Below are 15,697 nucleotides of genomic sequence, written 5' to 3'. Positions count from 1 at the left end.
GGAACAAATGACTGGTCAGCCCGATCAGATTTTCGGCGGTCAATTCACCGGCCGCCGGGTGCTTGTGACAGGGCATAGCGGGTTCAAGGGCGGGTGGATTTCGACCTGGCTGAACCGGCTGGGTGCGCAGGTCACAGGCATTGCCTTGCCGCCCGAGCCCGGGCCTTCCTTCTATCAGGCGTGCGGACTTGATCGGACAATGGACAGCCGTTTTGCCGATATCCGCGATCCGGCGGCCTTGGCACGGGCGACCGAGGGTCTGGATGCCGAAGTGGTGTTTCACATGGCTGCGCAACCTTTGGTGCGCAAATCCTATCGCGAACCGGCCGAGACATTTGCGACCAATGTCCAAGGTACGGTCAACGTTCTGGAGGGCGCGCGTCGAATGCCATCGCTGAAGGCCGTGGTCGTGATTACCAGCGACAAGTGTTATGACAATCAGGAATGGCTGTGGGGTTATCGCGAAAACGACCCTTTGGGCGGGAAGGATCCGTACAGTGCCTCCAAGGCGGCAACCGAGCTTGTGGCTCAGTCCTATGCGCATTCTTTCTTTTCTGACGCGAATGGCCCTCAGCTTTCGACGGTTCGGGCGGGAAATGTATTTGGCGGAGGAGACTGGGGCGAAGACCGGTTGATACCGGACATCATTCGAGCATGGAATGATGGCCAGCCGGTGACCATCAGAAACCCGGATAGCGTTCGGCCATGGCAGCATGTGCTGGAGCCGGTCGCAGGGTATTTGCTGCTGGCCCAGAAGATTCTGAGCGACGGACAGCGTTTTGCCGGGGCATGGAATTTCGGGCCAAACGTTTCGGGCACCGTCAATGTCCGGGATCTGGCGGATATGATGTGGCGCGCCTGGGGGGCAGGCGCGCCCGGGTTCCGGTTCCCGGATGAGTCCGCAACGGCGCCCCACGAAGCTGGCATACTTCGGTTGGACAGCACCAAGGCGCAGACCCGTTTGGGCTGGCGGCCTCGGCTTGAACTGTCTCAAGCCGTTGAACTGACAACCGACTGGTACAAGGCCCACGCAACGGGCGACGACATGGTTAAGGTCACCCAGTCGCAGATCGCCGCGTACCAAGACCTCATGTCCGGCACGGGTTGCGACCAAACCGGGCTGGCCGCACAGTAGATTTTCAGGAGATTATTTGATGAGAGTGAATTACGGACAGACAGTCCACGGCCAGGACGAGATCGACGCCGTCGTCGAGGTTCTGAAAACATCCACCCAAATGGGACCCAAAGTCCGGGAGATGCAGCAGAAAGTTGCCGCGCTGTTTTCGAAGGCACATGGGATCATGGTCAATTCCGGGTCCTCGGCGAACTATCTGGCCGTCGAAATCCTGGATCTTCCCAAAGGATCCGAGGTGATCACCCCGGCATTGACGTTTGCCACCACGGTCGCTCCGCTGGTGCGGCAAGGGCTTGTGCCCGCATTCGTTGACGCGGCCGAGGGAACCTACAACATAGATGTCGAACAGATCGAGCGGATGATTTCGCCCAAGACCTCGGCGATGATGATCCCCTCGTTGATTGGCAACCTCCCGGACTGGCGTCGGATCCGGGAACTGGCCGACGCACATGGCCTGAAGGTCATCGAAGACAGCGCCGACACATTGGGTGCCACGATCGACGGTACCAGCACGGGCGTCTGGTCGGATGTTTCGACCACCAGCTTCTACGGCAGCCATGTCATCAACGGCGCAGGAAATGGCGGAATGCTGTGCGTCAATGATGACGAGTTGGCACGCAAGGCATTGCTGATGAGGTCGTGGGGCCGCAGCTCGTCGCTGTTCGTCGAATCCGAGGCAATCGAGAACCGCTTCAACGTTCAGCTGGATGGGATCGAATATGATGCCAAGTTCCTGTTTGAGGCGCTCGGCTACAATCTTGAACCGTCCGAGATCAGCGCCGCTTTCGGCCTGGTGCAACTGGGCAAGCTTGAGAACAACATTCGGGTCCGCGAGGAAGCCTTTGCTGCGCATCGCGCGTTCTTTGCGCAGTATGAGGAATGGTTCATTCTGCCCGAACAGCTGCCGGGCGCACGCACCGGTTGGTTGGCGTTCCCGCTGACTCTGCGAGAAGGCGCTCCGTTTACCCGTCGCGAGATGCAGATTTTCCTGGAGAAGGCGGACATCCAGACCCGGCCGGTCTTTACCGGCAACATTTTGCGCCAGCCGGCCATGAAAGATGTTGAGTATCGCGCGGATGCCGCAGGTTATCCCGTGTCCGATGCCGTGATGCGCGGCGGCATTCTGTTGGCATGCCATCACGGGCTGACTCAGGCTCATATCGACTATATGCATGAAAAGACGCAGGAATTCCTCAAGCCGTATATGACCGGGATGCCGCGCAAGGCGTCTTGATCCGAAGTCTTCCAGTGGCCGCTTTCCGTCTGCGGTTGGTGGGTGCGGAGTGATCGGTGTTAGCGCAACTATCCCAATGGACCCAAATTCCATAGTATCGAAGGGACCGGCCAGGGCGCAGGAATGAAACTTATGACAACTGATCATGATACGGGTGACCCGCAAAGCGCCGGTTTCACCAATCCGGTCCAGAACATGGCCGGCGGCGGTTTGTCATGACGAGGCGCGTTCTGATCACCGGGGCCGGAGGGTTCATCGGACAGCATCTGCTCCGAGCCTGTATGGACAGGGGGGATCAGGTCGTGGCCTTGGTCCGACCCGGATTCCTCTCTGATGGAATGCCAGATGTCGAACTGCATCGTGTCGACCTGAGCGACAAGGATGCTTTGCGCCGCGTGTTTGACACGTCCCGGCCAGAGGTTGTGTTTCATGCGGCGGCAAACACCCGGGTTGTAATGCGCCCCGGCCTCAAAGATGCCGAAGCCAGCGTGGGAGACAATCTTTTGCCGTTGATGACCGTGTTGGGTGCCGCTGCGACCTGCGACGCACCTCCGGATGCGTTCATCCGCCTTGGAACCATTGCCGAATACGGTGAGGTTCCTTCACCCTACACTGAAACCCAAAGCGAAATGCCGCGCGACAGCTATGGTGCATCAATGCTGGCAGGGACCAAGTACTTGACCATGTTGCGCCCGCGCCTGCCGTTCACTGCAATGACGGCCCGGCTTTCACTGACTTATGGTCCGGGTCAGACCGGGCCTCAGTTGGTCCCGTATCTGATCCGCACTTTGCTGAACGGGGAGGCCGCACGCATCGGACGCCCCGATGATAGCCGGGATTTTCTGCATGTCGGCGATGCCGTGCGTGCCCTTCTGATGTTGGCGGATGCACCGCGGGTTGACGTTCCGGTAGTGAATGTCAGTACCGGAGTGGCTACTCGAGTCCGCGATGCGGCCGCGATTCTGGCTGAGCTGACCGGTTCCGGACCCGGGAAGCTCGACTATGCCGACCCGTCAGGTGAGCCGATGCACCTGGTCAACGATCCCGGACTTATCCATTCCCTTTATCCCTGGACCGCGCGGATCGGGTTGGAGGACGGCCTGCGGGATACAGTCGATTGGGCCACCTCATCGGATGCGCAGAAGAACATGGCAGGACAAAACGCATGACAGTCATTTCCATTTTGATCCCCGCCTACAACGAGGAAGACAACGTCCGTACGGCCTATGAGCGCGTGCTGGCGGTGTTCGACAAACTGGATGGGTACGAGCCTGAAATCATCTTCACCGACAATCATTCCGAGGATCGGACGTTTGAAATCCTGTCCGAAATCGCGGGGGAGGATCCTCGGGTCCGTGTGATCCGCTTTGCGCGGAACATGGGGTACCAGGCTTCGGTTCTGACAGCATACAGGTCGGCGACCGGGGCCTGCGCGGTGCAACTCGATTGCGATATGCAGGACCCGCCCGAGTTGATCCCGCGGATGTTGGATCTGTGGCGGCAGGGGAATCATGTCGTCTATGGTATTCGCCGCAGCCTGCCCGATGGCCCTGTCGTTGCCGCTGCACGGCGGGGGTTCTATGCACTGATCGACTTGATCAGCAACGATAATCTGCCGCGAAACGCGGGTGAGTTTCGTCTGACTGACAGGCGGATATTGGACGAATTGCGCCGGGTTGATGACCGCTCGCCCTATGTTCGTGGACTGATCAGCGGCATGGGGTTTTCGCAGGTCGGATTCGAATATGATCGCGCGGCCCGGACAGCGGGTGAATCCAAGTTTCCGGTCCGGGCGATGTTGGCGCTGGCTGTGGACGGGTTGATCAACCATTCCCTGCTCCCGCTGCGCCTGGCTTCGCTGATCAGCCTTACAGTAGGGCTGTCGATGTTCCTGTTGATGATCGGCTACCTTGTCGGCAAGCTGTTCTTTGGCCAGGATTGGCCCGCAGGTTTTGCAACCACGACAATCCTGCTGCTCTTGTCGATGACCCTGAATGCGATGTTCCTTGGCATCCTTGGGGAATATGTCGGCCGGATTTTTCTGCAGGCCAAAAACCTTAACCAGCCCGTGGTCGAAACCGAGTTGAATGGCCCGGTGGAACAATTGAACACGTCTGGGAAACAGAACCGTGCCGACAGCACGCAAATGGTGGAGCGGGCGCAGTGAAGATACTGATCGTTCAGGGTGGGTTCGGAGCTGGCGGTGCCGAAAAGATCGTCTCGGTTCTTGCAGCCCATCGGATCGGCCTTGGCGATCAGGTCTCGGTTGCGGGCATGACCATGCCCGAGGACGGGTCGTATTTTTCTTTCCCTGACGGCGTCAGCCTGCTGGTAGCCGAAGGCGGAAACGACGGGTTCAGGGGGCTGAAACAGCTGGCCCGCCTGCGCCGGATTCGTCGCTTCATCCGGGACGAGAACCCCGACGTGGTGGTATCCTTTCTGACTAAAATCAATGTCCTGACGCTCGCTGCAGCCCTGGGGCGGGATGTTCCGGTGATCGTTTCAGAGCGGAACAACCCGATCGTGCAAAACGCCAACCCTGTCTGGCGCCACGCTCAAAACATCCTTGGACATCGAGCCAGCACCGTGGTCATGCAGACTGAGCGGGTGCGCCAGGACCTGCCGCCATCATTGCGGAGCAAGGCGCGGGTCATTCCAAATCCCTGTGCGCCAATCGATGGTGCAGCCACGCTCCTTGGCTCGGGTGGCAATCGGCTGGTCGCGGTGGGGCGATTGGATCCGCAAAAGGGGTTCGATCTGTTGATCGACGCAATGTCGGAAATCATCCAGAACAACCCGGACGCGCGCCTGACGATTTTCGGGGAAGGCCCGGAACGTGCCGCGCTCGAGGCGCAGAGGGACCGGTTGGGTCTGCAGGACGTCATCTCCCTGCCGGGCGCAAGCGACACACCCGGAGCGTGGATGGATGGCGCAGACATACTGGTGTTTTCCTCCCGCTTCGAGGGGTTTCCCAATGTGGTGGCAGAGGCGACCGTCGCAGGCTTGCCGGTTGTGTCTTTTGATTGCCCCTACGGACCACGAGAATTGATCCGACACGGTGAGAATGGATTGCTTGTTGCGCCTGAAGACACGGAGGAACTGGCCCGCGCAGTGCTGCAGCTGAGCGACGATCCGGAATTGCTGGACAAGATGCGTCAAGGATACCAACACAACAGGGACTGGCTGGCTCCCGGCAGTATTCTTGAGAAATGGGACCGGATCATTGCCGATGCCGCTCATCGCAGGGTTGGAGCGGGGGTCGAACATGGCCATAGCAGCTGCCGCCGGGAAAGTTGAACCAAACCAGGCGGGCCGCAGCGCCTGCTCTGCCATCAGGAGTTGGCATTGTTGCAAAAGTTGAAACCGCAGGTCTCCCTCCCAACGCGGGCGCGACCACGGATCGTGGTTGTCGCCAATCTGACTGCGTCTTTGCTGAATTTTCGCTATGACCTGCTGAAGGAGTTGTCGGAGCGGGCTGAGGTCGTCGCCTGCGGTCCCGAGCGCCATGAAGCGACGGAAACTGCGCTCGCAGAAATCGGTGTGGAGTTCGTGCAGTTTCCGCTGTCACGTGCCGGGATGAACCCGGTTGAGGACATGCGCACGCTGCGTGCTCTTGTGCGCGTTTTCAAGGAATTCAAACCCGACATTGTCTTTGCCTACACCATGAAGCCAATCATCTATGGTTGCCTGGCTGCAAAATGGGCGGGAGTGGACCGGATCTATGCCATGAACACCGGGTTGGGCTATGTCTACAGCACCCATGGCCTGACTTTTCGGAGGCGTGCGGTTCGCGCTGTGTCATCGGTTCTGTATCGTATTGCGCTGAAAGGTGTGGACGAGGTGCTGGTCTACAACCGCGCAGATGCCGAAGAGTTCCGAGAAAGGCGCCTTGTTGCACCAGATGCCAAGCTCAGCATCGTGCCCGGGTCTGGTGTAAATCTGGATCGCTACGGATTTACCGATCCGCCAGCTGGGCCGCCTGTATTTCTGATGATCTCGCGCCTGCTGCGCGAGAAGGGCGTGTTTGATTTCGTTCAGGCTGCCCGTTTACTGAAAGAAACGCACCCCCAAGCAAGATGCCAATTGCTTGGTCCGATGGACGCCAACCCGGATTCCATCGGCCAAAGCGAGATCGACGAATGGACGCGCGAAGGCGTGATCGAATACTTGGGAGAAACTTCGGACGTCCGGCCCTATCTGACGGCGTGTTCGGTCTTTGTGCTGCCGTCGGCCTACCGCGAAGGGGTACCGCGCACGATTCTCGAGGCGATGTCCGCGGGGCGGGCTGTCATCACGTCGGATGCGCCGGGTTGCGCTGATCCGGTCATCAGCGGCGAGACTGGCTACGTCGTGCCGGTCCGGAACCCCGAGGCCCTGAGCCGCGCCATGGCCTCGTTTGTCGAGAGTCCTGATCTGGTGGCCCGAATGGGTCAGGCATCGCGGAAACGTGCCGAGGATTCGTTCGACGTCCGTCGGATCAATTCGATCCTTCTCGGCAAGATGGGATTTTCGGCCAATACCCGAGAGGATAAGGCAAATTGAGGGTTGGGTGGCTCTGCCAAGCATTTGTTATTTAATGATAAACGGGAATATTTGAAAGAATTCGCAGAAACTACGGGAAACCCCTAATTCCCAGGCCGCCTGAGACTGGCTAACCTTATTTCAACAACGAAATTCGACCGGTGGGGCCGTCGGCCCGACCACTCACTCGACAAATGACCAGCATATGGGGTGCTGGTCATTTTGTTTTTTTGGGGGGCAGAAAAGCGCAGTTCAGACTGCGGTTATGGTCGAAGGCAGCTGATACCCGAACTGACCTAAATCGAGGCCAGTCAAGGATTGGAGTTCAGCGTTGGACTCAGCAAAGGCACCGTCAAATCGGGACTGAATTTTGCCGATCAGCCGGTTTTTGAGCATCTGATCCAGCTTGTCGGGAAAGATGCGCCCGATCGGTCGGTTCAATTTTCCGAATCTGCGCGTTGCGTTCGGAAATGGCAACAATGCGCCCTTGCTCAGTTGGTTGTCGCTGAGTGTGAAATTAACAAATCGCTGCAGAATCTGAAAACACTCCGATCTCTTCTCATTAGTGACTTCAAATTCGCGCTTCTTGTGCTCGACGCCGACGAAATTGCACAGGGTTTCCACAAAAGAATCCGGCTCGGAAATGAACTGTTCGTAGGCCAATCCAAGCACACGATCCTTGCCGAACTTGTCCTGGTAGAATTTGAACAAGCGGTGGTACCGGTAGAACTCCTCCGAGAACATCGGCGCGCGTCGCAGGTTCGGTTCAGGTTCGGACAGATATGTCTTCAGCGATCCGTGGCCGCCATCGGTGATGTACTGGCTGTACATCGACAGGATCGACGACAACTGCTCGCGGAATACGACCAGGATGTAGGCGTCGGGAAAAGTGCGCTTCAGACGGTCGGCAATGATGGTGCTGTCGAACCCGCCGCTGGCGGGGTAACCCGAGAATCTCTCGTGAGAGAACACCGGAACCTGCCCGTTATCCTGCGATTTTTTCAGGAAACTCTCGTACATCTCGCGAGTTTCTCCGGGATCATAGGTCATCGGCTGCGGCAGTACGATCCGGTTTGAAAGAATGTATTTGCGATCGCCATGCGGAGTCGCGAACGGTGCGTCCGGCGCCGAGAACAGCTGCTGTTGCAGCGACGACGTAGCGGTTTTGTGATAGCCGATATGGACAAGAACGGGTGCACGGGTCATGACGGGGTATTTAGCCTTCGGACCAAGTATTTTCGGTCTGGCTTCGGGCGCGGTCGGCATCCGAGCCGGACCGGTTGGCACCCCGACAGGTGCTCCGAACAAGAATTGGTTTCTGTCGCAACTTCAAAAGCCCCTTCAACAATCAGTACTGGATTCAATCGGCAAACTGCGCTTTCGTAAAACGATATAATCCAAGACAACTAAATGATAGGAACGGAAACAACCGGAAACATGACTTAACCCGCCACAAATTTTGGAAACGTATTGAATTGTACCGAGTGCATGGGTGAATTGATGACCCGCTTCCTGAACACCGCGTGGATAGCGCCGCGTGGTTTCGCGTGAACCGATGAGTGAGCCAAGCTCGAAGCCGCTGCTGAAGCGGCTGGCCAAGAACATGTCATGGATGTTCTTGTCGCAGATCTTGGTCGGTCTGTTCGGTTTGGCCAGCCTCATCTTTACGGCTCGCGCAATCGGGCCGGCTGCGGTCGGGATTCTGGCGCTGGTGGACGCGTACATTCAAGTGATGGACAGGTTGTTCCGGCTCGAGCCATGGCAGGCAACCATCAAGTACGGCAGCGAGGCTCTGATCGAAGAGGATCCGAACAGATTCCGACAATTGATCAAGATGTCTGTGGTGACCGATTGCCTTGGCGGGTTGCTGGCGGGTTCGGTGGCGATAATGCTGGCGCCAAAGCTTGCTCCGCTCATCGGGCTGTCTGAACCTGAAGGCGCGTCCTATATCACGCTTGTTGCATATGGGTTGTTTCTATCGCTTCGACCAACCGGCATTGGAGTTCTTCGAATTTTCGACCGGTTCGACGTGCTGGCGATCTCGGACATGGTAATTGCCGGCCTTCGGCTTGTCGGAGTCATTATCGCCTTTTTGCTGGACTTGGGGATCTGGGCATTTGTGGCTTTGTTGCTGATGCATCAGATCCTGACCGGGCTGGTTGCGTTCTTTCTGGCTCTGGCCGAACTGAAAAAACGCAACTTGCACAGGTTTTTGTCCCAGCCGCTGCGGCGGGCTTTTGCCCATAACCCCGGGTATCTGCGGTTCCTTTGGAACTCGAATTTCAACGTGATCCTGCGGCAATCGACTCAGCGGCTGGACATTCTTGTCGTCGGCGCCTTGCTGGACGTGACATCGGTGGGGTTCTATCAGGTGGGCAAGCGCATCATGGCCAATGTTGTTCGGATTGGCGGCCCCGTCAGGCAAGTCCTGTACCCCGAGATGACCCGCCTATGGGCCGTCGGCGATTTCGGCCGGTTCTGGCGTCTTGTGCGGCTGGTGTCGCTCTCGGTTTGCGGGGTGTCGATCCTGGTCTCCATTCCGTTGGCGCTGAAGATGCCAGAGTTGGCCGTTCTGCTGTTCGGGCCAGAGTTCCGTGGCGCCGCGCCCGTCATGACGATCTTGATGTATGCCGCGATCGTGTATCTGGGGGGCTTGGTGTTGAACCCCGCCTTGCTGAGCATGGGGCTGGACAGCGCGCTTGTGCGCACGACGATTGTTGCGACGGTGATCTTTACTGCCTCATTTCTGCCGTTGCTGTATTGGATGGGGATCGAGGGTATTGCCCTGGCCCATTTGTTGTTCAATGTGATCTGGACGGTGGGCTGCATATTTGCCATTCGGTCTTATCTGGCCAGAAAACACGAAACATGATGGGTTGGTGATCTTCCGACCCTGTCCCTAAATCCCTTGAGTCACGAGTATTTTGAGACCATCCATGCCAAGACGTATTCTATTTCCCTTCGAAGGTGACACTGTAATTGGCGGCAGTCACGTGTCAGCCTTGAAACTTGCGGCGGCGTTGGACCGGTCGAAATATGTGCCCCATATCCTGGTCCACTACGAGGCCGGCCCGGCGGCGGAGTATGCCCGATCGCTGGGATTGGACGTCGAAATCCTGCACGATCCCAGCCTGATGTCTCCGGGCGGGCTCAGCTATCCGCGCGATTGTGGTCCGGGGCGATACCTGACTTCCAGCGCATGGAGGCTGGCAAGTGTCCTAAAGCGCATCGATGCCGACATCGTTCACACAAACGAAGGTCGGATGCATGCCAACTGGGTGCTGCCGGCCCGTCTGGCGGGCAGGAAACACATCTGGCACCACCGGCAGGATCCGACCGCGTTCGGGATCAACAAGCTGGCGCCGCTATTTTCCGACCACATCATCAGCGTTTCGCATTTTTCGAAGCCTAGCAACCCGGTGCGGTCGGTCGACAAGAAGTTCACCGTGATCCGCAGCCCATTTGATTTCAACCCTGACCCACCGGATAGGTCCGAAGCCGGAGCAGCCGTAATCGCCGAGATGGGATTGCCCGAGGACGCGCTGCTTCTCGGGTATTTCGGAAACTTCGTCACGCGCAAGCGTCCCGACCATTTTGTAAGGGTCATCGCGGCTGTGCAAAATGCAATGCCTGACACTCCGGTGCATGGTCTTCTGTTCGGCAGCGCGGCCGAGCGGGACGAACCGTTGCGCCAGGCCTGCCTTCGCATCGCAGAAGAGGCGGGGATCAGCGAGCATATCCATATGATGGGGTTCCGTCAGCCGATCGATGGGTACATGGCCGCAATGGATGCCAATCTGGTGACCGCTCTGGACGAACCGTTTGGCCGTACGTTGATCGAAGCGATGTATTTGGGAACTCCGGTCATCGCGACCCGTCACGGCGGCAACATCGAAGCGATTACGGACTGGGAAACCGGTGTGCTGGTCGACCCTGACGACCCTCAGGCATTCGTGGAACCTGTGCGCAAGTTGCATCGGGACAGAGTGTTGTTCGAGAAGATTTCACAAGCGTCAAAGAACTATGCCCGTGCAAATTTCGGCTTGGATATTCATGTGAACGGGGTTTGCGAGATCTATGATCGGTTGCTCGCTTGATAGCTTGTTCGGTCAACAACGCGGGTTGTCGAATGTGTAATAAGTATTGCCCGCGACGAATCCATCCAACCCGACCTGGCGGGCATAATGTGCCAGATCCCGGGTTGTATTAATGAAGCCGGAGTTCTTGAAATTGAGCGAAGTGTTGCAAAGCACGCCCACCCCCGACACCGCCTTGAACGCGGCCAGAAGGTCGTAAAAATAGGGGTTCTGGTTGCGGTTGACTGTCTGTACCCGGGCCGAACCGTCGACATGGGTTACTGCGGCCAGGTCCGGATTGGTAACGCGGTAAAAGTCCATCATGTAGGGCGAGGGCGCGCTGATGTCGAAGTGCAGTGCAGCATCCTCTTCCAGGCAAGACGGCGCCACTGGACTGTTGCTGGCCCGTCCCTTGATCCGGTTCAGTCGCGTACGTGTCTCCGGGGAAAACGGCGCGGCCAGGATCGACCGGTTTCCCAAAGCGCGCGGCCCAATCTCGCAATTGCCGCGGGTCCAGCCAATGATCTTTCCGTCCAGCAGGTCTTTGGCGATCGTGTTCAGGTTCAGTTCGGTTGCGGTCATGCCCTGCGTGTTGATGCGGTCGTCGCAGAAGGACTGGCCGGAATAGACCGACCATTCCAGTTTGGCTTGGCCGGTATAGTGGCGCATCGCGTCCACGGCGGTTCCGATAGCACATCCCGAGTCGCCGGTCGTCGGCGGAACGAAGACCTCACGGAAGAGCCCGCTTTGCTTCCACGCGGTAATCCAGTGTCCATTCAGGCCACACCCGCCGGCGATCAGCAGCGGATGCTTTTCAGGCAGGTTCTGTTCCGCATAGTCGCGAAACTTCTGGAATATCGCTTTGGACAGCTTGGTGGCCATGTTCTTCAGCTCTTGGCTGTCCGTTCCAATGTTGAAGAAGGGTGAAGTCACAAAATCGCTTTTGCGAAGTGCGTCGCCGCCCAGGTCCGAGGACAGCAACCGGTTGATCAGTTCCGTCTCATCCGCATCTGGTGGACCGTCTTCGCCAAATGCGCAGGCTGCCATCAGGCGGCCGGGATCCTGTGGCCGGGGTGAGTTGCCTGTGACCGGAAAGTCGGGGTCGGCGAGGGCATTGAGAAACGCAAAGCGTGTGCCCGGGGCCGTCATCACCTGCCCTCGGTGATGAATGGTCAGGTCGCTGTCGATCTCGTAGAAATCTCCCAATGCGCCTTCCCACAGAAGCACATAACAGGGCTCGCCCTGACGAAAGGGGGACATGGCATAGCTGCACCAGATATGCGCCCGTTCGTGAGTTGAAGAGTAATAATCGACCGACTTGCCAAAAAAGGTTCGTTTGCCAACTGTTTCAGACCCCGCGCCGATGCCGAAGTATCCGGCCCCCGAAGTTGTAACGTGGTCGGCCCCGTTGCTTGACCACCCGCTGAGGGCCAGAACATCCGGCAAATCCTTGAACCATAAACCCGCATCAATGAACGTGTCAGGCGTAACCGGCGTATACCTGGGGAAACTGTTCTTTTCCGCCTCGTAGGAAAACAGCAGACGCCCGTCGGTGCTGTCGACACCCGCAACTGTGCCGTCATGTCCGGATTTGAAAGACAGGATTTTCATGAATAGTCCTTCCCTCGACAAGTCACGGTCCAAAGACCAGGTGCCTCGCAAACAGATGTGACAGTCCGTCGGGTCAAAAATGCCGGGGCGCTGACGGATCGAATTAACCGCAAATCCATTCCACGAATACCAAAACAAATGCCACGATTAAGCCTAGCAGAACCTCTGCGTTTGGGGGAACCCAAGTTCGCAACCGGCTGCCGTCGGGCTTAACGCAGTGGCTATTCGTGAACGAAAGAGCACTTTTGGCGCGATTGTTCACTGGGTGGGTGTTGCGTACCCTGCGCAGTGCCCGGCACCAGACCGCTGCAACAGGCTGACAAGTCCGGTGAATCACACTTGCATGGCTTCCGGTTGGCCGAGAAAGGCTGAAATTTGATCGAGCGGCACCTTCATCCGGGTTGCACCTACCAGCCTCTGACCGTTAACGTGGCCGCGTTATCAGGCAAGTTTTTTGGCCAAGGGTGTTTTAGGTTATGTCAGTAATTTTGGGTTTGGCTACAATGAGCAACAGCGCTGCCGCGCTGTTCAAGGACGGCAAGCTGGTTGCCGCAATCGAAGAAGAGCGGCTGACGCGGGTCAAGAATGACGGGGCATTTCCCCATCAGGCGATCGCCGAAGTTCTGCGCATTGCCGGGCTGAAGTTCTCGGACATCGACGAGGTTGCGGTCTATTGGCAGCCTTGGCGTATGGTCGGCCGAGGTATGGGCACGATGCGCAAGATTTTGCAGCGACCCTCGGCCGCCAAAAGCGTGACGGCGCGGATCGGGGCACTATTCGTGTCAGATGCCTCGTCGGACGAGTCACAGGACAGCGGCTGGATGGACCTGTTCCGCATCCGCAAGATCCTGACGGCCGAGCATGGTCCGGCCGATTTCAAGTTGCACTACATCAACCACCATCTGACCCATCAATTGTACGCCGAAGCGATGCGTGACTGGGACAGCTTCGTTTCCCTGTCCTATGACGGTGGCGGCGAGGAAAGCTCGACCATCGTGTCAGTTGTGCGGAACGGCAAGCGGGAAGGTCTGGCGGATCATCGCTGGCCAAACTCGCTGGGTCATTTCTACTCGACCTTCACCGGTTTTCTTGGCTTCAAGATGCTCGAAGGTGAATACAAGATGATGGGCTTGGCGCCGTATGGCAAACCCATCTATCGCGACGCCATCCTGCGCGAAATTCTTATCCTGGACGATGACGGCGGTTACCGCGTGAACACCGCGCTGTGCGACTATCACTCAGCCCTGCGCGGCGAGTTCCATCTACGTATGGAAGAACTGTTCGGCACCCGGCGCGAGCCTGGCACCGCGCCGAACGAACGCCACGTGGACCTGGCGGCCTCCGTGCAAGCCGCGTTCGAGGCAGCCCTGCACCATATTCTGGAGCCGGTCCGCAAAGCCAATCCGGACCTGCGCAAATTGGTAATTTCCGGCGGCTGCGCGCTGAATGTCACGGCGAATGGAACGCTGATCGCGGACGGCACGTTTGACGAGGTCATCATTCCGCCGGCCCCACATGATGCTGGTTGTGCAGTTGGCGCAGCGCTGGCCTGCATTCCGAGCGAGCAAGTCGATCTGCCCTCGGTCCGCAGCCCATATCAGGGTGCCGATTGGGCAGATGCCGACATCACCGCTGCCCTGGACCAGTATTGTGCGGAACCGCAGCAGGCCCTGCCTGTTGATCAGTTCCTGGACCGTGTGTCCGACTTGCTGGCCGAGGGCAAGATCATCGCTTGGTTCCAGGGGCGGGCAGAGTTTGGCCCGCGTGCTCTGGGTGCCCGATCCTTCCTTGCAGACCCACGCAAGGACAGCATTCGCGACGATCTGAACGTCAAGATCAAGAAACGCGAGCATTTCCGGCCCTTTGCGCCCAGCGTTGCAGAGGAGGCGGCCTCGACCTTTTTCGAGATCGATCAGACCAGCCCCTACATGAACATCGTTGCTCGTGTGCGTGACGATCGGGCGGCAGACATTCCGGCGATCACCCATACTGACCAGACGGCGCGCGTACATACGGTGTCGCAGTCGGCGAACCCGCTGTACCACGCCTTGTTGACGCGGTTCGGCGAAAAGACCGGAGTGCCCGTGTTGTTGAACACCTCGTTCAATATCCAGGAGCCCATCGTCTATTCGCCTCTGGATGCTTGCGCGACATTTGCGGCATCGGGAGTGGATGCGTTGGTGATCGGTGACTACGTCGTACTGCGCGAAGCGCTGAAGGATGACAGCGCCCGGGCCCAAGCTGTCGCGTGACCCGACTGTTTCTCAGCGTCGATTTCGAAGACTTTGCGCATGATCTGAAACGCCTTCTGGGGGTCTGGGAAACCGGCCCCCTCAGAGTTGAGGAGCTGTGGCAAAGCTTTGAAACCATTGATGGCTTCCTTCGCTCACATGGCGGATCTACCGGTGGCCCCGCAACGTTCTTCTGCACGGGAATCGTAGCACGCGATGCGCCTGATCTGGTGGCCGAAATCGCAAGGCGGGGCCACGAGGTTGCTTGCCACTACTATTTTCATGACAGCATGGACCTGCAGTCTGCGGGGACCATAGACCGTATGCTGGGTCAGGCGCGGCAAGCTTTGGAAGAGGCCGGGAACACCCCTGTTCGAGGGTTTCGCGCCCCGCGCTTTCGATTGAACCGCGCAACGCCTGAACAGTACCGCCTGATTGAACGTCATTTCGACTACGACTGTTCATCATTCTTCGCCTCGGAGCAGGAATGTGATCGGTTTTCGCAGGAAATGGGGCTGACCACGCTCCGGATCTTGCCGTTGTTCATGACGCCATTGGCGGGCAGGGGGCCGATGGTGCGTCTGGGAGGCAGCTATCTGAAGTTCATGACTTCGGGTCTGGCGAGGACATTGATCGAACGGTCTGAACAGGCCGGCATACCGCCGCAAGTTTATCTGCATCCCTACGAGATCGTGGAACCTCGGTCATTCATGGTTTCACGGGACCAACTCGTGGCCTTGGGAACTGCCAAAGCCGCTTACTGGGCGTTGCGGCAGTCTCAGTGGCTGAACTTTGGCGGCGCGCGACTTTTGCGCAAGGTCGAGGGTTTGATCCCCGCAGGCGGCCTTGCGGGTCGGCTGGATCAGTTGAGCGGAGAATAAAAAAGGGG

The 15,697-nt window shown here is 58.1% G+C and carries 12 protein-coding genes; 10 read left to right on the top strand and 2 right to left on the bottom strand.

The annotated features are described in order from the left end of the window. The first annotated feature begins 7 nt into the window (after nucleotides 1-7). From rfbG to ACR0MM_RS13130, 6 genes are all read left to right on the top strand, one after another. Nucleotides 8-1,135, top strand: a complete 1,128-nt coding sequence (rfbG, locus tag ACR0MM_RS13155; protein WP_480696612.1) for a CDP-glucose 4,6-dehydratase — start codon at nucleotides 8-10, stop codon at nucleotides 1,133-1,135. Between the two features lie 19 nt (nucleotides 1,136-1,154). Next, entirely contained in the window at nucleotides 1,155-2,369 is a 1,215-nt protein-coding gene (locus ACR0MM_RS13150) for a DegT/DnrJ/EryC1/StrS family aminotransferase (RefSeq protein ID WP_170341708.1), read from the top strand. Between the two features lie 215 nt (nucleotides 2,370-2,584). Continuing rightward, nucleotides 2,585-3,538: an NAD-dependent epimerase/dehydratase family protein gene (locus ACR0MM_RS13145; RefSeq protein WP_480696610.1), complete on the top strand. Its 954-nt coding sequence runs from the start codon at nucleotides 2,585-2,587 to the stop codon at nucleotides 3,536-3,538. Further along, the gene (locus tag ACR0MM_RS13140; protein WP_480696608.1) at nucleotides 3,535-4,536 is read left to right on the top strand and encodes a glycosyltransferase family 2 protein; all 1,002 of its coding nucleotides are present in this window, start codon (nucleotides 3,535-3,537) and stop codon (nucleotides 4,534-4,536) included. Before ACR0MM_RS13145 ends, ACR0MM_RS13140 begins: the two co-directional genes overlap by 4 nt. Next, the gene (locus tag ACR0MM_RS13135) at nucleotides 4,533-5,666 is read left to right on the top strand and encodes a glycosyltransferase family 4 protein (protein WP_170372645.1); all 1,134 of its coding nucleotides are present in this window, start codon (nucleotides 4,533-4,535) and stop codon (nucleotides 5,664-5,666) included. Before ACR0MM_RS13140 ends, ACR0MM_RS13135 begins: the two co-directional genes overlap by 4 nt. Nucleotides 5,667-5,717: 51 nt before the next feature. Continuing rightward, nucleotides 5,718-6,911, top strand: coding sequence for a glycosyltransferase family 4 protein (locus ACR0MM_RS13130; protein ID WP_217353690.1), 1,194 nt, complete (start codon nucleotides 5,718-5,720; stop codon nucleotides 6,909-6,911). Nucleotides 6,912-7,142: 231 nt separating this feature from the next. Here ACR0MM_RS13130 and ACR0MM_RS13125 read toward each other — a convergent pair whose 3' ends face one another. Next, on the bottom strand, nucleotides 7,143-8,156 hold the full coding sequence (locus ACR0MM_RS13125) for a sulfotransferase (protein WP_480696605.1): 1,014 nt from the start codon (nucleotides 8,154-8,156) through the stop codon (nucleotides 7,143-7,145). Nucleotides 8,157-8,445: 289 nt separating this feature from the next. On the opposite strand from ACR0MM_RS13125, the gene ACR0MM_RS13120 reads away from it, so the two are divergent. Together ACR0MM_RS13120 and ACR0MM_RS13115 are read left to right on the top strand one after the other, a co-directional pair. Further along, a complete protein-coding gene (locus ACR0MM_RS13120; RefSeq protein WP_480696603.1) occupies nucleotides 8,446-9,762 on the top strand; it encodes a lipopolysaccharide biosynthesis protein in 1,317 nt (438 codons plus the stop codon). Between the two features lie 64 nt (nucleotides 9,763-9,826). Continuing rightward, on the top strand, nucleotides 9,827-10,987 hold the full coding sequence (locus tag ACR0MM_RS13115) for a glycosyltransferase (RefSeq protein WP_480696601.1): 1,161 nt from the start codon (nucleotides 9,827-9,829) through the stop codon (nucleotides 10,985-10,987). A gap of 12 nt (nucleotides 10,988-10,999) precedes the next feature. Here ACR0MM_RS13115 and ACR0MM_RS13110 read toward each other — a convergent pair whose 3' ends face one another. Then, nucleotides 11,000-12,577: a carbamoyltransferase C-terminal domain-containing protein gene (locus tag ACR0MM_RS13110; protein WP_480696599.1), complete on the bottom strand. Its 1,578-nt coding sequence runs from the start codon at nucleotides 12,575-12,577 to the stop codon at nucleotides 11,000-11,002. 476 nt (nucleotides 12,578-13,053) lie between these two features. On the opposite strand from ACR0MM_RS13110, the gene ACR0MM_RS13105 reads away from it, so the two are divergent. Together ACR0MM_RS13105 and ACR0MM_RS13100 are read left to right on the top strand one after the other, a co-directional pair. Next, entirely contained in the window at nucleotides 13,054-14,829 is a 1,776-nt protein-coding gene (locus ACR0MM_RS13105; RefSeq protein ID WP_480696597.1) for a carbamoyltransferase family protein, read from the top strand. Next, nucleotides 14,826-15,689, top strand: a complete 864-nt coding sequence (locus tag ACR0MM_RS13100; protein ID WP_480696595.1) for a polysaccharide deacetylase family protein — start codon at nucleotides 14,826-14,828, stop codon at nucleotides 15,687-15,689. Before ACR0MM_RS13105 ends, ACR0MM_RS13100 begins: the two co-directional genes overlap by 4 nt. Nucleotides 15,690-15,697: the final 8 nt, after the last annotated feature.

This window comes from Ruegeria sp. BC6 (assembly GCF_056539185.1).
Note: the sequence above shows the minus strand (reverse complement) of the source record. Positions and strands in the feature narration are given on the sequence as shown.